Source organism: Streptomyces cinnabarinus, from assembly GCF_027270315.1.
Taxonomy (GTDB): domain Bacteria; phylum Actinomycetota; class Actinomycetes; order Streptomycetales; family Streptomycetaceae; genus Streptomyces; species Streptomyces cinnabarinus.
On the sequence record NZ_CP114413.1, the window covers coordinates 884,867 to 902,540 of the forward strand.

Sequence of the window (17,674 nt, forward strand, 5' to 3'; positions counted from 1 at the left end):
TCAGGTGCCCGGCGGGGGTCGCTTGCCCCGCCGGGCACCTGCCTGTTTGACTCCTCGTATGAGTCAGTACGGGGGCCGGCGCAACAAGGCCGAGCAGGACGCATTTGTCGTCGAGGTGGGATACGCGCTGGTCAGCGCCGTGTTCGCGGCGGGAGTGGTGTTCGGGGCCGTCGCCGGTCCGGCGCTGCTGTTCGATCTGCCGTGGACGGCGGAGTCGCTGCTGTGGCAGGGCGGCAAGTGGCTCGCCGTGGTCGTCTTCGGCGTACGGGTGATCAGCGTGCTGGTGCGCCACCGGCATGCGCGTCAGCCCAGCCAGCCCGGCCGCACCAACCCCGACTCGTAGGCGAGCACGACCAGTTGGGCCCGGTCCCGGGCGCCCAGCTTGACCATCGTGCGGCTCACATGGGTCTTCGCGGTGAGCGGACTGACCACCAGACGGCGGGCGATCTCCTCGTTGGACAGCCCGATGCCGACCAGGGCCATCACCTCCCGCTCCCGCTCGGTGAGTTCGGCGAGGGCGTCGGCCGCCGCGGGCTCCTTGGAACGGGCGGCGAACTCCGCGATCAGCCGCCGGGTCACCCCGGGCGAGAGCAGCGCGTCCCCGCCGACCACCGCCCGTACGGCGCGCAGGAGTTCCTCCGGTTCGGTGTCCTTCACCAGAAAGCCCGAGGCCCCGGAGCGGATGGCCTCGAAGACGTACTCGTCGAGCTCGAAGGTCGTGAGCATCACCACCCGCACGTCCTTCAGCCGGTCGTCCTCGGTGATCCGCCGGGTCGCGGCCAGCCCGTCCAGGACGGGCATGCGAATGTCCATTAGGACGACGTCCGGGGCGAGTTCACGGACCGCGCGCAGCGCCTCCTCGCCGTCGGCCGCCTCACCGGCCACCTCGATGTCGGGCTGCGCGTCGAGCAGCGCCCGGAAGCCGGCCCGCACCAGTGACTGGTCGTCGGCGAGCAGTACGCGGATCACCGGTCGTCCTCCTTCGCGGTGAGGGGCAGTACGGCGAGCACCCGGAAGCCTCCGTCGGCCCGCGGGCCCGCCTCGATCGTGCCACCCAGGGCCGCGGCCCGCTCCCGCATTCCGGCCAGACCGTTGCCGCTGCCGCCCGCGTCGGCGCCGGTGGCGGGGCCGTCGTCGTCGACCCGGATCCGGAGGGTGCCGCCCTCCTGGTCGAGGTGCACGCGCGCGCGCCGGGATCCGGAGTGCCGTACGACATTGGTGAGGGCCTCCTGGACGATCCGGAAGGCCGCGAGGTCGGTGCCGGGCGGCAGCGGGGGCGGTGCGCCGTGCGCCTCGACGGACAGTCCGGCCCGGCCCGCCTGCTCCACCAGTTCGGGCAGCCGGTCGAGTCCGGGCGCGGGCGTGCGCGGCGCGTCACCGGGCGCCCGGAGCGTGTCGAGTACCTGCCGCACCTCGCCGAGCGCCTCCTTGCTCTGCGCCTTGATGGTGCTCAGGGCGGTCCGGGCCTGCTCGGGATCGGAGTCGAGGAGCGCGAGGCCCACACCTGCCTGGACGTTGATGACGGAGATGCTGTGCGCCAGTACGTCGTGCAGCTCCCGGGCGATCCGCAGCCGCTCCTCGTCCGCCCGCCGCCTGGCCGCCTGCGCCCGCTCGGCCTGCTCCTTGACCCACTGCTCCCGACGGGTGCGCACCAGTTCCGACAGCGCCACCACGGCCAGCACCCAGGCGGCGATCGCGCCTTCCTGCCCCCAGGGCGCGGCCGAGTCCCCGGCGGGCGGCAGCCACTGGTAGAGCCAGTGGCCGACCAGCACATGTCCGGCCCACAGGGCGCCCAGGGCCGACCAGGCGGCCCGGCGATGCCCCGCGACGATCGCGCTGAAGCAGCTGATCGCCACGGTCAGGAAGACCGGCCCGTACGGATACCCGGCGCCGAGATAGACCATGACCGCACCGGCCGTACCGCAGACGACCGCGACCGGATACCGGTGCCGCCACAGCAGCATCAGACCGGCCACGAGCAACAGCACCCGGGCGAAGGGATCGAGGGCGACCCGCTCGTCCACCTGCCCTTTCGCGGCGTAGTTCGACCCGATCAGCACGAAGGCGGTGACGAGTGCCGTCGACCGCCAGGGCCACCGCGCCCGCCGCTCCTGCCGCCACCACGGCGGCCCGCTCCGCCACCAGTGCGGCGGACCGGCCGCGGGCGCACGCTGCTCCTCCATGTCCGCCACGCTAGACGCCGACGCCGCCGGGCCGCGTCACCCGCGCGTGGTGATCACGGATACTCCCAGGGAAGTACGCGGCGGAGGGAGCAGCGCATGGGGCGGCAAGTGACGGTCGAGGTCGAGCTGGTGGAGGGACCGGCCGCGGCGCGGTACGAGGAGGCGTTCCGGCTGATCTACGCCGAGGCGTTCGCCGGACCGCCGTACCGGGTGACCGCCGCCGACGTCACCGACGCCTTCCGGCACTTTCCCTCCCTGACCGCCAGAACCGGTTTCCGCGCCGCCCTGGCCCGCACCGAGGACGGCGAACCGGCCGGCATGGCGTACGGCTCCCTGTTCGCACCCGACACCGGCTGGTGGGACCGGCTGACCGAGCGCGTGCCCGACGGCATACGCCGGGAGGACGGACACCGCTCCTTCGGGCTGATGGAACTCGCGGTGCTGGAGCGGTGGCGAGGGCAGGGTGTCGCGCGGCGTCTGCACGAGAGGCTGCTGGACGGCGTCGGCGCCGAGCGGGTGCTGCTCAACGTCCACCCGGAGAGCGCGGCGGCGTCGGCCGCCTACCGCGCCTGGGGTTACCGCAGCATCGGCCGGGCCCACCCCTGGGAGGACGCGGACCCGCACGACGCGATGCTCCTCGACCTGCGCTGAACATCGGAGCGGGCGCTCACTCCCCGGCGTACGCCGGTCCCGTCTGCGGGAACACCAGGCCCACAGCCTGGGCGAGTTGGCCCGCAGCATGCCGGAAGAACCGCTCGCGGTCCTCGACCACCCGGTGGAACTGGCCGAACAGCTCGAAGCCGACGAGGCCGAAGAGCTGCGCCCAGGTCGCGATGAGCGCCGCCATCGTCTCCGGGGGGAGGTCGGGGGCGAAGTCGGCGGCCATCCGCTCGGCCTCGGGGCGCAGTTCCCCGGGGAGCGGGGTCTTGGCGAGACCGAGTCCCCGGTGGGCGTCGCGCACGATGCCGATCAGGACCTCGCCGACCCGGGCGGCGGCCGGGATCGTGGTGTCGGGGGCGCTGTAGCCGGGCACCGGAGAACCGTAGATGAGCGCGTACTCGTGCGGATGCGCGAGCCCCCAGCGGCGTACCGCCTCGCACACCGCGATCCAGCGGTGCGCCGGACCGGCGTCGGCGAACTCGTCGCACGCGGCCTCGGCGCTCCCTCCGACCGAGTTGTAGGCGTCGATGATCAGTGCCGTCAGCAGGTCGTCGCGGCTCGGGAAGTAGCGGTAGAGCGCGGAGGAGACCATGCCGAGTTCGCGGGCCACGGCGCGCAGCGAGAGCTTGGCGGCGCCGTCGGCGGCGAGCTGTCTGCGCGCCTCGTCCTTGATGGCGGCGGTGACCTCGATCCTGGCCCGGGCGCGGGCTCCCTGTGGGGTGCTGCCGTGTGCGGTGGTCATGCGGGGAAGTGTCCCACGAAAGCGAGAGCACTGCACACAATCGAGAGCAGTGAACCAAAACGAGAGCATCGAACTAAAAAGAGAGCAGTGCTCTTGCATTGGAGCACCGATCTCGTCCATGCTGTACGAGCAGGAAGCGAGAGCAGTGCTCACAAAAGAGAGCACCGCTCCGTCACTCAAGGGGGTCCCTCATGGCCACGTCCACGCACGTCAAGAAGCCCGGCTGGTTCACCGTCAACGTCTTCAACCGCACCGTGGCCTGGCTGACCCGCCGCGGCCTCAGCGTCTGGGGCTCCCGCGTCCTCGCCGTCCGCGGCCGAAAGAGCGGCCAGTGGCGGACCACCCCCGTGAACCTGCTGACCGTCGACGGCGAGCAGTACCTCGTCGCCCCGCGCGGCCATGTCCAGTGGACGCACAACATGCGCGCGGCAGGCGGCGGTGAGCTGCACCTCGGCAAGCACGTGGACGTGTTCACCGCGACCGAGGTCGCCGACGACGACAAGGTGCCCCTGCTGCGCGCCTACCTCAAGCGCTGGAAGGCCGAGGTCGGCGTCTTCTTCAACGGAGTCGGCCCCGACTCCCCCGACGCCGACCTGCGCCGTATCGCCCCGGATCACCCGGTGTTCCGGATCACCCTCACGAACTAGGAACCGGCGCCGGACTCCTCGCCCACGGAACCCACCGGACCCACGGAACCCACGGGACCGACCTGCCCCTGCCGACGGTCCATGGCCGTCAGCGCGCGCTGGGCCATCGGATGGCTGCGCACCAGCTCCCCCAGCGTCGTCGACCCGCGCGTGATGTCCACGAACGAGCGCCACGCGGGCCGGAACCCGGTCAGCGCGGCGTGGAACAGCCCCGGACGCCGCTCGAACATCGCCAGCAGCCGCTTGCCGACGCTCATCTCGACGCCGAGCCCGGCCTTGACCGCGAACGCGTAGTTCAGGGCCTGGCGTCGGGTGTCCACGGCGTCGTGCGCTTCGGCGATCCGCACCGCCCACTCCCCCGCGAGCCGCCCCGAGCGCAGCGCGAAGGAGATGCCCTCACGGGTCCACGGCTCCAGCAGCCCCGCCGCGTCCCCGCACACCAGCACCCGACCCCGCGACAGCGGAGAGTCGTCGGCACGGCAGCGCGTCAGATGACCGGAGGAGACGGCCGGTTCGAACCCGGCGAGCCCGAGCCGGCCGATGAACTCCTCCAGATACCGCTTGGTGGCCGCGCCCTCGCCCCGCGCCGAGATCACCCCGACCGTCAGCGTGTCGCCCTTGGGGAAGACCCAGCCGTAACTGCCGGGAATCGGCCCCCAGTCGATGAGCACCCGCCCCTGCCAGTCCTCGGCGACGGTCTCCGGCACCGGGATCTCGGCCTCAAGACCCAGGTCCACCTGGTCGAGCTTCACCCCGACATGCGCTCCTATCCGGCTGGCGCTGCCGTCCGCGCCGACGACCGCCCGGGCGAGGATCGTCTCGCCGCTCTGGAGGACGACGGCGACCGAACGCCGGTCGGGGACCGCCGAGCCGTGCTGCTCGACCCGCTGGACGGTGACGCCGGTGCGCAGCTCGGCGCCCGCCTTCTGCGCGTGCTCCACGAGCTGCTGGTCGAACTCGGGCCGGTTGATGAGCCCGAAGAGCATCTTCTTGGAGCGGCGGGTACGGCTGAAACGGCCGTTGTTCGAGAAGGTCACCGCGTGCACCCGGTCCCGCAGCGGCAGTTCGAAGCCGGGCGGGAGCGCGTCGCGCGAGGGGCCGATGATGCCGCCGCCGCACGTCTTGTAGCGCGGCAGCTCGGCTTTCTCCAGCAACAGCACACGCCGCCCCGCGACCGCTGCCGCATAAGCGGCGGAGGCCCCCGCGGGCCCCGCGCCGACCACGACGACGTCCCACACCTGCCGCACGTCGTCCGCCGAAGAGTTCTCGCTGCTCACGATGGTCTACTGCTCCCGATCAAGCCGCCTGCCGCTGCTGTCTCCCGCATCCTACGGCGGCGGTTGCCGCAGGCCGCTGTGGGAGGATCGGCGATGTAGGTGCCCACCACACCCGGTGGGGCCTACGCTCGCCCGATCAGCCGTACACAGAAGTACGCACATCTACAACGTCGCACCCACGAGGAGCGTGCCCATGTCGTCGAATCCGGTCGCCGAGACCGTCGCCTCGCTGATGCCGAGGGCGAAGGAAGAGCTCACCGAGCTGGTGGCGTTCAAGTCGGTGGCGGACTTCGACCAGTTCCCGCGCAGCGAGAGCGAGGGCGCCGCGCGCTGGGTCGCGGACGCGCTGCGCGCCGAGGGCTTCGAGGACATCGCGTTCCTGGACACGCCGGACGGCACCCAGTCGGTGTACGGCTACCTGCCCGGCCCGGCGGGCGCGAGGACGGTCCTGCTCTACGCCCACTACGACGTGCAGCCGCCGCTGGACGAATCGGCCTGGCTGACCCCGCCGTTCGAGCTGACCGAGCGCGACGGCCGCTGGTACGGCCGCGGGACCGCCGACTGCAAGGGCGGGCTGGTCATGCACCTGCTGGCGCTGCGCGCGCTGCAGGCCAACGGCGGCGTGCCGGTGCATGTCAAGGTGATCGCCGAGGGATCCGAGGAGATGGCCACGGGCGGTCTGGAGCGGTACGCCGAGGCGCACCCGGAGCTCCTGGCGGCCGACACCATCGTCATCGGTGACGCGGGCAACTTCCGGGTGGGTCTGCCGACGGTCACCACGACGCTGCGCGGGATGACCATGGTCCGGGTGCAGATCGACACCCTGGTGGGCAATCTGCACTCCGGCCAGTTCGGCGGCGCCGCCCCGGACGCGCTGGGCGCGCTGATCCGCGTACTGGACTCGCTGCGGGCCGAGGACGGCTCGACGACGGTCGACGGGCTGGCCCCGGGGTCCGCGTGGGAGGGGCTCCAGTACGACGAGCAGCAGTTCCGCGCGGACGCCAAGGTGCTGGACGGGGTGGAGCTGATCGGCTCCGGCGCGGTCGCGGACCGTATCTGGTCGCGTCCGGCCGTCACGGTCATGGGCATCGACTGCCCGCCGGTGGTCGGCGCGACCCCGTCCGTGCAGTCGAGCGCCCGCGCGCTGATCAGTCTGCGGGTGCCGCCGGGCGTGGACGCGGCCGAGGCGACCAAGCTGCTCCAGGCCCATCTGGAGGCGCACACGCCGTGGGGCGCGCGGGTGCACACCGAGCAGGTCGGGCAGGGCCAGGCGTTCAGCGCCGACACCACCAGCCCGGCGTACGCGGCGATGGCCCGGGCGATGGCGGTGGCCTACCCGGGCCAGGAGATGCAGTACGCCGGTCAGGGCGGCTCCATCCCGCTGTGCAACACCCTCGCGGCGCTCTACCCGGACGCCGAGATCCTCCTCATCGGTCTGAGCGAGCCGGAGGCCCAGATCCACGCCGTGAACGAGAGCGTGTCGCCCGAGGAGCTGGAGCGGCTGTCCGTGGCGGAGGCGCTGTTCCTGCGCAACTACGCGGCGAGCTGAGCGACGGGCCCCGGGTCACGGGGTGGGAACGCCCGCCTCCAGGTACAGCGCGGCCCCGCGTTCCCGGGCCCTGAGGGCCCAGCGCAGTCGCTCGTAGCGGACCGGGGGCAGCAGTTCGGCTGCCTCCTCCTCGGTGACGAAGCGCCAGTCGCGCAGTTCCGGGCCGGGCAGCAGCAGCCGTCCGGCCTGTGCGGCGCCGAGCCGTCCGCCGTCGAAGAGGAGGCGCAGTCCGCCGTATCCGGGTGGCGTGGGCGGTTCCCAGTCGACGACGAGGAGCCGGGGTACGTCCGTCAGCCGGATCCCGGTCTCCTCGGCGACCTCGCGCATGCCGGCGCGCGCGGGCGCCTCGCCGGGTTCGACGACGCCGCCGGGGAACTCCCAGCCGGCCTTGTAGGTGGGATCGACGAGGAGGACGCGGTCCTGTTCGTCGAAGAGGAGGACTCCGGCGGCCAGCGTCTCGGCCGTCGGCTCGGGGGTCTGCACGATGTCGCAGACCGGCACGGTCCCCGTGGCGACCGCCTCGGCGATCCGGGCGGCCGTCTGGCGCGGGGTGAGCCGGCCGTTGTCGACGGGGTGGGCGTCGGCGGTGAGCCAGGAGGCGAGCGCGGAACGGTAGGGCTCGATCTGGTCGTACGACCACTGTCGGGTCCGTAGTTCGCCATCGGGGACGTCGGGGACCTCCCGTTGGGCTATGCGCTCCCGCAGGATCGTTTCCGCCGGGGCCAGGAGGACATGCCGTACGGCGATCCGGCGGGCGGCGAGGCCGCCGAAGATCTCGTCGCGGTACTCCTGGCGCAGCAGGGTCATGGGGACCACGAGCGTCCCGCCCAGTTCGGCGAGCATCGCGGCCGCGGTGTCGATCACGAGTCGTCGCCAGATCGGCAGATCCTGGAAGTCGCCGACCTCGGCGAGGCGCTTGGGCGGGAGCAGGTACGGCAGTGCTCCGCCGATGACCTCGGGGTCGAAGAGCGTGCTGTTCGGGATCAGTTCGATCAGTTCCCGTGCGGTGGTGGTCTTCCCCGCACCGAACGCGCCGTTGATCCAGACGATCACGGACTCCCCCTCTTCTGTTGGCCCCCTGTGGCTTGCCCGCTCCACCCTGCCACGGAAACCAGTTCCAGTTGAGGGCGCGCGTACGGCGGCGCCGGTGCCCCCGGGTGCGGGGACACCGGCGCCGTGCCCGTGCCGTGGAGCGGGTCAGTCGTTCTGGCCGAGGGCGTTGTCCTCGACGGCCAGGCTGTCGCTGGCGACCGTGTCCTCGACGGTGCTGAGGGTGTCGCCCACGTCGAGGTCGGTCAGATCGCTCCCGAGGGAGTGCGAGGGCGTGATGGCCGCGACGACGAATCCGGTGGCCAGGGAGGCGATGGCGAGCATGCTGCGCTTCTTCATGGCGGGTTCAACTGCGCGGGCGGGGCGGGGGTCACGGCGTCCGTCACGGAAAGCGACGGCGCATCGGCCGGAAGGGGCGGCCGGACGGCAGAGTGGCCGCCGGAACGTTCCTGCCGCCCCCTCGGCCACTCGCGTCACACCGTCGCCGCGTCCGCCCGCCGGGTCAGGGCCGCCGCGGCCGCGCCCACCAGGCCCGCGTCCGTGCCCATCTGGGCCGGTGTCACGGTCAGCCGCTGCACGAAGGAGAGCGTGGCGTAGTCGCCGAGGGCCCTGCGCAGGGGAGCGAGCAGCACCTCGCCCGCCTTGCCCACGCCGCCGCCGATGACGGCGATGTCGATCTCGACCAGGGTCGCGGTGGCCGCGATCCCGGCGGCCAGGGCCTGCGCCGCCCGCTCGAAGGAGGCCACGGCGACCTTGTCGCCCGCGCGGGCGGCCGCGGCCACCGCGGCGGCGGAGGTGTCACCGTCGGGGCCGGGCAGCCAGCCGTTGTCCAGGGCGCGCCGGGCGATGTTGGGACCGCTCGCGATGCGCTCCACACATCCGCGCGCACCGCAGGGGCAGGGGTCGCCGTCGAGGTCGACGCTGATGTGGCCGATGTGACCGGCGTTGCCGGTGGGGCCCGGGTGCAACCGGCCGTTCAGGACCAGACCGCCGCCGACGCCCGTGGACACCACCATGCACAGGGCGTTGTCATGGCCCCGGGCGGCGCCCTGCCAGTGCTCGGCCGCCGTGATGGCCACACCGTCGCCGATCAGCTCGACGGGCAGTCCGCCGGTCGCCTCGCGGACCCGGCGGACCAGCGGATAGTCCCGCCAGCCGGGCACGTTCACCGGGCTGACGGTGCCCGCGGAGGCGTCCACCGGCCCCGCGCTGCCGATCCCGAGGGCGCCCACGCGGGCCCACAGCGGTGAGGCGGTCAGCTCGCCGAGCACCGCCTCGACGGCGCCCATCACCGTGTCACCGTTCTCGCGTGCCGGGGTCGGGCGCTGGGCGCGCGCCAGAATCCGGCCGCGGCCGTCCACGAGACCTCCGGCGATCTTCGTTCCGCCGATGTCCAGTGCGGCCACGAGGTCGGTGTGCATCAGAGTCAGATCTCCCGGTCAACCATGCGGAAAGGGCGGCCGGACACGCGGTGGGGCGCAGGCCGGAGAGTGCGGTGGACAGTGTCCCCTGCATCTGACAACGTTGTCCAGGCTCTATGCTCGACGCCACATCCTCATACAAACCATGGATCGACGCATCCCCGTGGACGAAGCCGTCTCCCCGTGGACGAACAGGACAGGACCCGCATCGTGCCCGAGACCATCCGCCGCGCCGACCGCACCGCTCAGAACCGCTACGGCAACCGGCCGACGATGAAGGACGTGGCCGCTCGGGCCGGAGTGGGCCTGAAGACGGTCTCGCGGGTCGTCAACGGCGAGCCCGGGGTCACGCCGGAGACGGAGCGCCGCGTCCAGGAGGCCATCGAGGCGCTCGGCTTCCGCCGCAACGACAGCGCCCGGGTGCTGCGCAAGGGCCGTACCGCGAGCATCGGGCTGGTCCTGGAGGACCTCGCGGACCCGTTCTACGGCCCGCTGAGCCGCGCGGTCGAGGAGGTGGCGCGGGCGCACGGGGCGCTGCTGATCAACGGTTCCAGCGCCGAGGACGCGGACCGCGAGCAGGAGCTGGCGCTGGCGTTGTGCGCGCGACGGGTGGACGGTCTGGTGGTGATTCCGGCCGGCGACGACCACCGGTATCTGGAGCCGGAGATCCGGGCGGGCGTGGCCACCGTGTTCGTGGACCGTCCGGCCGGGAAGATCGACGCCGATGTCGTGCTGTCGGACAACTTCGGCGGCGCCCGGGACGGCGTCGCGCACCTCATCGCCCACGGCCACCGCCGGATCGGCTTCATCGGCGACATGCCCCGTATCCACACCTCCGCCGAGCGGCTGCGCGGCTACCGGGCGGCCATGGAGGACGCGGAGATACCCGTGGCGGACGCCTGGATGTCCCTGGGCGTCACGGACCCCGAGCGGGTGCGCAGGGCCGCCGAGGACATGCTGTCCGGCCCGCAGCCGGTCACCGCGATCTTCACGGGCAACAACCGGGTCACCGTCACCGTCATCCGCGTCCTGGCCGAGCAGTCCCGCCGGGTCGCGCTGGTCGGCTTCGACGACATCGAGCTGGCCGATCTGCTCCAGCCCGGCGTCACCGTCGTCGCGCAGGACGCGGCCGCCCTCGGCCGGACCGCGGCCGAGCGCCTCTTCCGCCAGCTCGACGGCACGCTCGTCACCCCCGAGCGCATCGAGCTGCCGACCCGGCTGATCACCCGCGGCTCGGGTGAACTGCCCCCGGCGGACTGAGCGCCCCATGGACGGACCCACACTCCGGACACTGGGGCTCGCCGAGGCGCCCCGCGACCATCCGCTGCTCTACCCCGGCTGCTGGCCCGCGGACTCCGGGCTCCTGGACGGCGAGCGGTTCCTGCCCCTGGAGCGTCTTGTCCACGCCGACCGGACACCGGTCCTCGCCGTCGGCTCCAACGCCTGCCCCGGCCAACTGCGGTACAAGATGGCCGAGTTCGGCATCGTCTCCCCGATCCCCATGGTCAAGGCCCGCGTGACGGGCGTGGAGATCGGCGTGTCGGCACATGTGAGCCGCCTGGGCTATGTGTCTGCATCCCCCTTCCACGCGCCGGGCACCGTACGGGAGTTGTTCGTCCTGTGGCTCGACGCCGAGCAGCTCACGGTGATCGACGCCAGCGAGGGCGTGCCCCTCCCGCTCGGCAACTACCGGCGGGCCTGGCTGCCTTCACCCGAGGTGCGCGTCGACCTCGCGGACGGCACCACACTGCCGGGCGTCTTCTCGTACGTGAATCGGCGCGGCGTACTGCACGAGGGCGCCGGGGCGCCGCGCACCCATCCCGGCCAGCGCGCGCTGCTCACCGAACTGCTCCTGGGTTCGGCCGGGTTGAGGGAGCTGTTCGGGGTCACTCCGGAGGACTTCGTCAGGCGGGCCCGCGCCGACCATCTGCTGTGCGAGCGCGGTACCCGGCTGTTCGCGCAGGAGAAGCTGGTGACCGTCCACGGTCTGGAGCGGTACGTCGCTCAGCAGACCGGCAGTCCGGGCACCGGCCCGTCGTTGTCGCCGCCCCTGACGTAGACGTCGCTGACCCAGACGTCCGCGTTGCCGCTGTCGTCGTCAGTCTTCGCCCACCAGACGTTGGTCCACTCGCCGTACGTCTCGCGGCGGCCCAAGTTCTGCTGGCAGTAGAAGTAGTTGGTGCCCGAGCCCAGGACGCCGACCTCGGTGCCGTCGGCGGTGTAGGACGTCGCGGTACGCCACACGTCGCAGTTGTACTTGCCGCCGCCGATGGCATGGCAGGAGGCCCCGGAGGTCTTGCTCGGCGTGGGAGTGGGGCTGGGCTTCGCGGACGGCTCGGTCTCGGTACTGCGGCTGGGAGTCGGGGACTTGTCGGTGGGCTCGGCGTCGGCCGAGCCGTCGGGGCTCGCCCCGCCGCCGGTGTCCGAGGTGGCCGAGTCGGCGGTGCCGACGGTCCGGGTGGGTTTCCCCGACGCCTCGGTTTCGCCGCTGTTGTTCAGCAGGGCGACCGTGGCGCCGGCCGAGGCGAGGACGAGGGCGACGGCAGCGGCGGCGAGCAGGACGCGGTTCTTGCCGCGGGAGAGGCGCGCGGTGGCGGTCTGCGGTGTGGCTTCGTCGGACGGGCCTTGGGGTGGTGCCGGTGGCCCGAACCCCTGCGGGACCGTCGGGACGGCGCGCTCGGTCAGGGTGCGTTCCGGCGGGGTGGCGCGCAGGGTCGTCGTAGGGGTGTCGCCGCTCTCCCGGTCGGCGACGGCCCGGAGGAGTTCGCGGGCCTCCTCGGCCTCCGGACGCCCCTCGGGGCGCTTGTCCAGGAGGCGTTGGAGGACCGGGGCGAGGGGGCCTGCGCGGTGCGGTTCGGGCAGGGGCTCGCTGACGATCGCGGTGAGCGTGGAGAAGGTCGACGTCCGGCGGAACGGCGAGGAGCCCTCCACGGCGGCGTAGAGCGTGGCGCCGAGGGCCCAGACGTCGGAGGCCGGGCCGGGGTCGGCGCCCTGGGCGCGCTCGGGCGCCAAGTAGTCCAGGGAGCCGACCAGTTCGCCGCTGCGGGTGAGATGGGTGGCCGAGCCGTCGCCCGGGTCCTCCACGGTGGCTATGCCGAAGTCGGTCAGGACGACCCGGCCCGAGCGGTCCAGGAGGATGTTGCCCGGCTTGACGTCGCGGTGCAGCACGCCCGCGCGGTGGGCGGCGGCCAGCGCGTCCATGACCTTGGCGCCGATGTCGGCCACCTCGTACGGGTCGAGGGTGCCGCGCTCGCGCAGCACGTCGTCCAGGGAGGGGCCGTCGACCAGTTCCATGACGATCAGCGGGCGTCCGTCGACCTCGGTGACGTCGTGCACGGCCACGACTCCGGGGTGCCGGACCCGGGCGGCCGCGCGGGCCTCGCGCTGCATCCGCACCCGCAGGCCCTCGAGTTCGGGGCCGTCGGCGTCGACGTAGGTGCGCAGTTCCTTGACGGCGACCTCGCGGCCGAGGACCTCGTCGGCGGCCCGCCAGACCACGCCCATGCCGCCGCGGCCCAGCTGGGCCAGGACCCGGTAGCGCCCGGCGAGCAGCCGCCCGGCCCCGTCCGTCCCTCCGTAGTCCCCCGAAGACACCGCCGCCCCGTCCTGTCAGCCTCCGTGTGTGGCGTACAGCCTAAGGGGCGGCGGTGACGCCGCCGGACTACACCCCGGAGACCGTCAGGTCGCCTCGGCGGGGCGCGGCGAAGCCCTCCAGGTCGGCGCGGGTCAGGCCGGTGAGCCGGGCGACCTCGGCGGTGTCCAGGGCGCCGCAGTCCAGGCCGCGCAGCAGATAGCCGCTGAGGGCCTTGGCGGTGGCGGGCTCGTCCATCACGTCGCCGCCCGCGTGGTTGGCGTAGCGGGCGAGGCGTGCGGCGGCCTGCTCGAAGCCCTCGCGGTAGAAGGCGAAGACGGCCGCGTACCGGGTGGGGATGTGGCCGGGGTGCATGTCCCAGCCCTGGTAGTAGGCGCGGGCGAGGGCGCGGCGGGTCAGGCCGTAGTGCAGCCGCCAGGCGTCGTGGACCTTCTCGGTCGTACCGACCGGGAGGACGTTGGTGGAGCCGTCGGAGACGCGTACCCCGGTGCCGGCCGCCGCGACCTGCATGATCGCCTTGGCGTGGTCGGCGGCGGGGTGGTCGCTGGCCTGGTAGGCGGCGGAGACGCCGAGGCAGGCGCTGTAGTCGAAGGTGCCGTAGTGCAGTCCGGTGGCGCGGCCCTCGGCGGCCTGGATCAGCCGGGCGACGGTGGCGGTGCCGTCGGCGGCGAGGATGGACTGGCTGGTCTCGATCTGGATCTCGAAGCCGAGCCGGCCGGGCTCCAGACCGCGCGCCTTCTCGAACGCCTCCAGCAGCCGGACCATCGCGGTGACCTGCTCGGGGTAGGTCACCTTGGGCAGCGTCAGGACCAGCCCGTCGGGCAGGCCCCCGGCCTCCATCAGGCCGGTGAGGAAGATGTCGAGGGTGCGGATGCCGCGGTCGCGGACGGGGGCCTCCATGCACTTCATGCGGATGCCCATGTACGGGGCCGCGGTGCCGTTCGCGTACGCCTCGGCGATCAGCCGGGCCGCGCGGGCGGCGTCGCCGTCCTCGTCGCGGCCCTGGTAGCCGTCCTCGAAGTCGACGCGCAGGTCTTCGACGGGCTCGCGCTCCAGCTTGGCGCGCACGCGCGCGTGGACCGGCTCGGCGAGTGCGTCGCTCAGACCGAGGACGGCCGCGAAGGAGGCGGCGTCGGGGGCGTGTTCGTCGAGCGCGGCGAGGGCCCGGTCGCCCCAGGAGCGGATCGTGTCGGCGGCGAAGGCGTCACCGGGGACGTAGACGGTGTGGACGGGCTGGCGGGTGCCGGGGTCTCCGGGATAGCGGCGCTCCAGTTCGGCGTCGACCGGCGCGAGGGAGGCGCTGATCTCCTCGCTGACGGCGCCCGCGAGGCTCGTCGCCACCTTCTCCTGCTGGCCCTGACCCATTCCCAGACCCTCCTGTTTTCCGCAGTACGGAATCAACAATCCGTTGAATGAAGTTATCCGGGGACCTTCCCGATGGTCAACACCATGTCCACGGGGAGCCACTCCGCCATCTCGCCATGTTCACGTCCACCTCATGGCACGCTATGACACTCATTGGGCACGTCCGCACGACTCGTCCGGCAGTTCCCACCGAAGGAGCCCGAGTGCCGAACCACAGCCGAGTCACGCGCCGTCTGGGCCTGAAGGCCGCGTTGGCCGCCGCGGTCACCACGCCCCTCTCCAGTACAGCACTGCCCGCCGAGTCCGCCGCGGCGGAGGAACGGCCGCGCCGCCGCCTGGAGGTCATGTCCTTCAACCTGCGCTTCGCGAGCACCGCCGAACCGCACAGCTGGGCGGTGCGCAGACCGGTGATGCGCGAGCTGCTGCGCCGCGAGGCCCCGCACGTCATCGGCACCCAGGAGGGCCTGTTCCCGCAACTGCTCGACATCGACGCAGACCTCGGCCGGCACTACGACTGGCTGGGCACCGGACGGCTGCACGGCAGCGCCGACGAATCCATGGCGATCTTCTACGACACCCGGCGCGTCCGCCCGCTGGAGTACGACCACTTCTGGCTCTCGGACACCCCCTACGCCATCGGCTCGAACACCTGGGGCGCCGCCTTCCCCCGCATGGTGACCTGGATCCGCTTCCGTGATCTGCGCGACGGCGACCGGGAGTTCTACGTCATGAACACCCACTTCGACCACCGGGGCCAGTACGCACGCGAACGCGGCGCGGCCCTGATCGGCGAGCGGATCAGCGGCTTCGACCCGGCCCTGCCGGTCGTGGTGACCGGCGACTTCAACGTCGCCGCCCACAAGAACGTCGTCTACGGCACCCTGCTGGGCGCAGGCCTGCTCGACACCTGGGACACGGCCGCGGAACGCTCCGACCTCTACGCGACCTTCCACGGCTACCGTCCGCTGGTCCCGAACGGCGACCGCATCGACTGGATCCTCACCACACCGGGCGTCGTGCACCGGGCCACCATCAACACCTTCGCCGTGGACGGCCAGTTCCCGAGCGACCATCTGCCCGTGCAGGCGTCCCTGACCCTGGGCTGACCCGGCCCGGGCCCGGACACGCCGAGGCCCCCGCCACCGCCGGAGCGGTCGCGGGGGCCTCGTACAGCCCGGCGGTGATCAGCCCTTGCGGGTCTTGATCTCCTCGGTGAGCTGGGGGACGACGTCGAAGAGGTCGCCGACCACGCCGTAGTCGACCAGGTCGAAGATCGGGGCCTCGGCGTCCTTGTTGACCGCCACGATCGTCTTCGAGGTTTGCATACCGGCACGGTGCTGGATCGCGCCGGAGATGCCGTTGGCGATGTACAGCTGCGGCGAGACCGACTTACCGGTCTGGCCCACCTGGTTGGTGTGCGGGTACCAGCCGGCGTCGACGGCGGCACGCGAGGCACCGACGGCCGCGCCGAGGGAGTCGGCGAGCGCCTCGATGATCGCGAAGTTCTCCGCGCCGTTCACACCGCGGCCGCCGGAGACCACGATCGCGGCCTCGGTCAGCTCGGGGCGGCCGGTCGACTCACGCGGCGTGCGCGCGGTGACCTTGGTGCCGGTGGCCTGCGCGGAGAAGGTGACCGCGAGCGCCTCGACCGCACCGGCGGCCGGGGCGGCCTCCACGGCGGCCGAGTTCGGCTTGACCGTGATGACCGGGGTGCCCTTGGCGACCCGGGACTTGGTGGTGAAGGCGGCGGCGAACACCGACTGGGTGGCCACCGGACCCTCGTCACCGGCCTCCAGGTCGATGGCGTCGGTGATGATGCCGGAGCCGATGCGCAGCGCCAGACGGGCGGCGATCTCCTTGCCCTCGGCGGAGGACGGGACCAGCACGGCGGCCGGGGAGACGGCGTCGTAGGCGGCCTGGAGGGCGTCGACCTTCGGGACGACCAGGTAGTCGGCGTACTCGGCGGCCTCGTGGGTGAGGACCTTCACCGCGCCGTGCTCGGCGAGGGCGGCGGCGGTGTCGGCGGCGCCGTTGCCCAGCGCGACGGCGACCGGCTCGCCGATGCGGCGGGCCAGCGTCAGCAGCTCCAGGGTGGGCTTGCGGACGGCACCGTCCACGTGGTCGACGTAGACGAGAACTTCAGCCATGGGATTGCTCTCCTGCGAATGCGAAGTCTGAGGGGCGGTAAGGGGGTTGGGCCTTAGATGAACTTCTGGCCCGCGAGGAACTCAGCGAGCTGCTTGCCGCCCTCGCCCTCGTCCTTGACGATCGTGCCGGCGGTACGGGCCGGACGCTCGGCCGCGGCGTCGACCACGGTGTAGGAGCCCTCCAGACCGACCTCCTCGGCCTCGATCTCCAGGTCCTCCAGGTCCCAGGACTCCACCGGCTTCTTCTTGGCCGCCATGATGCCCTTGAAGGAGGGGTAACGCGCCTCGCCCGACTGGTCGGTGACCGACACGACGGCCGGCAGCGAAGCCTCCAGCTGCTCGGAGGCGGCGTCGCCGTCGCGGCGGCCCTTGACCGTGCCGTCCTCGACCGAGACCTCGGAGAGCAGGGTGACCTGCGGGACGCCCAGCCGCTCGGCGAGCAGCGCGGGCACGACGCCCATGGTGCCGTCGGTGGAGGCCATTCCGGAGATGACCAGGTCGTAGCCGGCCTTCTCGATCGCCTTCGCCAGCACCAGGGAGGTGCCGATGGCGTCGGTGCCGTGGAGGTCGTCGTCCTCGACGTGGATCGCCTTGTCGGCACCCATCGAAAGGGCCTTGCGGAGCGCGTCCTTGGCGTCCTCCGGGCCCACGGTCAGGACGGTGACCTCGACGTCGTCGTCCGAGTTCTCGGAGATCTGCAGCGCCTGCTCGACCGCGTACTCGTCGAGCTCGGAGAGCAGACCGTCCACGTCGTCCCGGTCGACGGTCAGGTCATCGGCGAAGTGCCGGTCGCCAGTGGCGTCGGGCACGTACTTCACAGTGACAACGATCCTCAAGCTCACGCCGGCTCTCCTACTGCATCGTCATTTCTCTGCTGCCTTCTTGCAGGCAGCATAGGCGCCTGAAGCGGCCGTTCCCGCTCGGGGCGACCTGCGCTCCGAACGAAATATTACTCGTCAGTACACCCAGTTCGTTCCCGCTAAGCAAGCGCTTTGAACTGTGACCTTCGCAACGCAGCGTAATCGGAACTGGACGACTTCG

General features: G+C 72.2%; 18 protein-coding genes. 7 read left to right on the forward strand and 11 right to left on the reverse strand.

Annotation, left to right across the window (positions count from 1 at the left end):
• Nucleotides 1-58: 58 nt before the first annotated feature.
• Nucleotides 59-343: a DUF6332 family protein gene (locus STRCI_RS04145; RefSeq protein ID WP_269657446.1), complete on the forward strand. Its 285-nt coding sequence runs from the start codon at nucleotides 59-61 to the stop codon at nucleotides 341-343.
• On the opposite strand, the gene STRCI_RS04150 is transcribed toward STRCI_RS04145, so the two are convergent.
• A complete protein-coding gene (locus tag STRCI_RS04150; RefSeq protein ID WP_269657447.1) occupies nucleotides 304-969 on the reverse strand; it encodes a response regulator transcription factor in 666 nt (221 codons plus the stop codon). The two genes, STRCI_RS04145 and STRCI_RS04150, sit on opposite strands and share 40 nt — an antisense overlap.
• Entirely contained in the window at nucleotides 966-2,183 is a 1,218-nt protein-coding gene (locus tag STRCI_RS04155; RefSeq protein WP_269657448.1) for a sensor histidine kinase, read from the reverse strand. Before STRCI_RS04155 ends, STRCI_RS04150 begins: the two co-directional genes overlap by 4 nt.
• Before the next feature lie 96 nt (nucleotides 2,184-2,279).
• Between STRCI_RS04155 and STRCI_RS04160 the strand changes: the two genes are divergently transcribed.
• Nucleotides 2,280-2,834, forward strand: a complete 555-nt coding sequence (locus tag STRCI_RS04160) for a GNAT family N-acetyltransferase (RefSeq protein ID WP_269657449.1) — start codon at nucleotides 2,280-2,282, stop codon at nucleotides 2,832-2,834.
• Nucleotides 2,835-2,850: 16 nt separating this feature from the next.
• On the opposite strand, the gene STRCI_RS04165 is transcribed toward STRCI_RS04160, so the two are convergent.
• A complete protein-coding gene (locus STRCI_RS04165) occupies nucleotides 2,851-3,585 on the reverse strand; it encodes a TetR/AcrR family transcriptional regulator (protein ID WP_269657450.1) in 735 nt (244 codons plus the stop codon).
• Between the two features lie 191 nt (nucleotides 3,586-3,776).
• Between STRCI_RS04165 and STRCI_RS04170 the strand changes: the two genes are divergently transcribed.
• On the forward strand, nucleotides 3,777-4,232 hold the full coding sequence (locus STRCI_RS04170) for a nitroreductase family deazaflavin-dependent oxidoreductase (RefSeq protein ID WP_269657451.1): 456 nt from the start codon (nucleotides 3,777-3,779) through the stop codon (nucleotides 4,230-4,232).
• Here STRCI_RS04170 and STRCI_RS04175 read toward each other — a convergent pair.
• The gene (locus STRCI_RS04175) at nucleotides 4,229-5,509 is read right to left on the reverse strand and encodes a geranylgeranyl reductase family protein (protein WP_269657452.1); all 1,281 of its coding nucleotides are present in this window, start codon (nucleotides 5,507-5,509) and stop codon (nucleotides 4,229-4,231) included. The two genes, STRCI_RS04170 and STRCI_RS04175, sit on opposite strands and share 4 nt — an antisense overlap.
• Before the next feature lie 193 nt (nucleotides 5,510-5,702).
• Here STRCI_RS04175 and STRCI_RS04180 point away from each other — a divergent pair, with 193 nt between their 5' ends.
• Complete coding sequence (locus STRCI_RS04180) at nucleotides 5,703-7,058, forward strand: dipeptidase (RefSeq protein WP_269657453.1); 1,356 nt, start codon at nucleotides 5,703-5,705, stop codon at nucleotides 7,056-7,058.
• Nucleotides 7,059-7,073: 15 nt separating this feature from the next.
• Here STRCI_RS04180 and STRCI_RS04185 read toward each other — a convergent pair whose 3' ends face one another.
• From STRCI_RS04185 to STRCI_RS04195, 3 genes are all read right to left on the reverse strand, one after another.
• Nucleotides 7,074-8,111 (reverse strand): NUDIX hydrolase, encoded by a 1,038-nt coding sequence (locus tag STRCI_RS04185; protein ID WP_269657454.1) that lies wholly within the window; start codon nucleotides 8,109-8,111, stop codon nucleotides 7,074-7,076.
• A gap of 144 nt (nucleotides 8,112-8,255) precedes the next feature.
• Nucleotides 8,256-8,447, reverse strand: coding sequence for a hypothetical protein (locus STRCI_RS04190; RefSeq protein ID WP_269657455.1), 192 nt, complete (start codon nucleotides 8,445-8,447; stop codon nucleotides 8,256-8,258).
• A 134-nt stretch (nucleotides 8,448-8,581) separates the two neighbouring features.
• Nucleotides 8,582-9,529, reverse strand: a complete 948-nt coding sequence (locus tag STRCI_RS04195) for an ROK family protein (RefSeq protein WP_269657456.1) — start codon at nucleotides 9,527-9,529, stop codon at nucleotides 8,582-8,584.
• 210 nt (nucleotides 9,530-9,739) lie between these two features.
• On the opposite strand from STRCI_RS04195, the gene STRCI_RS04200 reads away from it, so the two are divergent.
• Both STRCI_RS04200 and STRCI_RS04205 read left to right on the forward strand, forming a co-directional pair.
• Nucleotides 9,740-10,789, forward strand: coding sequence for a LacI family DNA-binding transcriptional regulator (locus STRCI_RS04200; RefSeq protein ID WP_269657457.1), 1,050 nt, complete (start codon nucleotides 9,740-9,742; stop codon nucleotides 10,787-10,789).
• A 7-nt stretch (nucleotides 10,790-10,796) separates the two neighbouring features.
• Nucleotides 10,797-11,588 (forward strand): hypothetical protein, encoded by a 792-nt coding sequence (locus STRCI_RS04205; RefSeq protein WP_269657458.1) that lies wholly within the window; start codon nucleotides 10,797-10,799, stop codon nucleotides 11,586-11,588.
• On the opposite strand, the gene STRCI_RS04210 is transcribed toward STRCI_RS04205, so the two are convergent.
• Complete coding sequence (locus STRCI_RS04210) at nucleotides 11,534-13,123, reverse strand: serine/threonine-protein kinase (protein ID WP_269657459.1); 1,590 nt, start codon at nucleotides 13,121-13,123, stop codon at nucleotides 11,534-11,536. The genes STRCI_RS04205 and STRCI_RS04210 overlap by 55 nt on opposite strands.
• A gap of 67 nt (nucleotides 13,124-13,190) precedes the next feature.
• Nucleotides 13,191-14,486, reverse strand: a complete 1,296-nt coding sequence (locus STRCI_RS04215) for a DUF6986 family protein (RefSeq protein ID WP_269657460.1) — start codon at nucleotides 14,484-14,486, stop codon at nucleotides 13,191-13,193.
• 203 nt (nucleotides 14,487-14,689) lie between these two features.
• Between STRCI_RS04215 and STRCI_RS04220 the strand changes: the two genes are divergently transcribed.
• Nucleotides 14,690-15,592 carry an endonuclease/exonuclease/phosphatase family protein gene (locus STRCI_RS04220; RefSeq protein ID WP_269657461.1) on the forward strand — a complete coding sequence of 301 codons (903 nt, stop codon included), beginning with the start codon at nucleotides 14,690-14,692 and terminating at the stop codon, nucleotides 15,590-15,592.
• 78 nt (nucleotides 15,593-15,670) lie between these two features.
• On the opposite strand, the gene STRCI_RS04225 is transcribed toward STRCI_RS04220, so the two are convergent.
• Both STRCI_RS04225 and STRCI_RS04230 read right to left on the reverse strand, forming a co-directional pair.
• Nucleotides 15,671-16,633, reverse strand: a complete 963-nt coding sequence (locus STRCI_RS04225) for an electron transfer flavoprotein subunit alpha/FixB family protein (protein WP_269657462.1) — start codon at nucleotides 16,631-16,633, stop codon at nucleotides 15,671-15,673.
• Nucleotides 16,634-16,686: 53 nt separating this feature from the next.
• Complete coding sequence (locus STRCI_RS04230) at nucleotides 16,687-17,475, reverse strand: electron transfer flavoprotein subunit beta/FixA family protein (protein ID WP_269657463.1); 789 nt, start codon at nucleotides 17,473-17,475, stop codon at nucleotides 16,687-16,689.
• Between the last annotated feature and the right edge of the window lie 199 nt (nucleotides 17,476-17,674).

Coding starts and splice junctions, on each gene's coding strand:
- STRCI_RS04170 (WP_269657451.1), top strand. CDS start 3,777: ATGGCCACGTCCACGCACGTCAAGAAGCCCGGCTGGTTCACCGTCAAC.
- STRCI_RS04155 (WP_269657448.1), bottom strand. CDS start 2,183: ATGGAGGAGCAGCGTGCGCCCGCGGCCGGTCCGCCGCACTGGTGGCGG.
- STRCI_RS04165 (WP_269657450.1), bottom strand. CDS start 3,585: ATGACCACCGCACACGGCAGCACCCCACAGGGAGCCCGCGCCCGGGCC.
- STRCI_RS04145 (WP_269657446.1), top strand. CDS start 59: ATGAGTCAGTACGGGGGCCGGCGCAACAAGGCCGAGCAGGACGCATTT.
- STRCI_RS04195 (WP_269657456.1), bottom strand. CDS start 9,529: ATGCACACCGACCTCGTGGCCGCACTGGACATCGGCGGAACGAAGATC.
- STRCI_RS04190 (WP_269657455.1), bottom strand. CDS start 8,447: ATGAAGAAGCGCAGCATGCTCGCCATCGCCTCCCTGGCCACCGGATTC.
- STRCI_RS04180 (WP_269657453.1), top strand. CDS start 5,703: ATGTCGTCGAATCCGGTCGCCGAGACCGTCGCCTCGCTGATGCCGAGG.
- STRCI_RS04215 (WP_269657460.1), bottom strand. CDS start 14,486: ATGGGTCAGGGCCAGCAGGAGAAGGTGGCGACGAGCCTCGCGGGCGCC.
- STRCI_RS04225 (WP_269657462.1), bottom strand. CDS start 16,633: ATGGCTGAAGTTCTCGTCTACGTCGACCACGTGGACGGTGCCGTCCGC.
- STRCI_RS04160 (WP_269657449.1), top strand. CDS start 2,280: ATGGGGCGGCAAGTGACGGTCGAGGTCGAGCTGGTGGAGGGACCGGCC.
- STRCI_RS04205 (WP_269657458.1), top strand. CDS start 10,797: ATGGACGGACCCACACTCCGGACACTGGGGCTCGCCGAGGCGCCCCGC.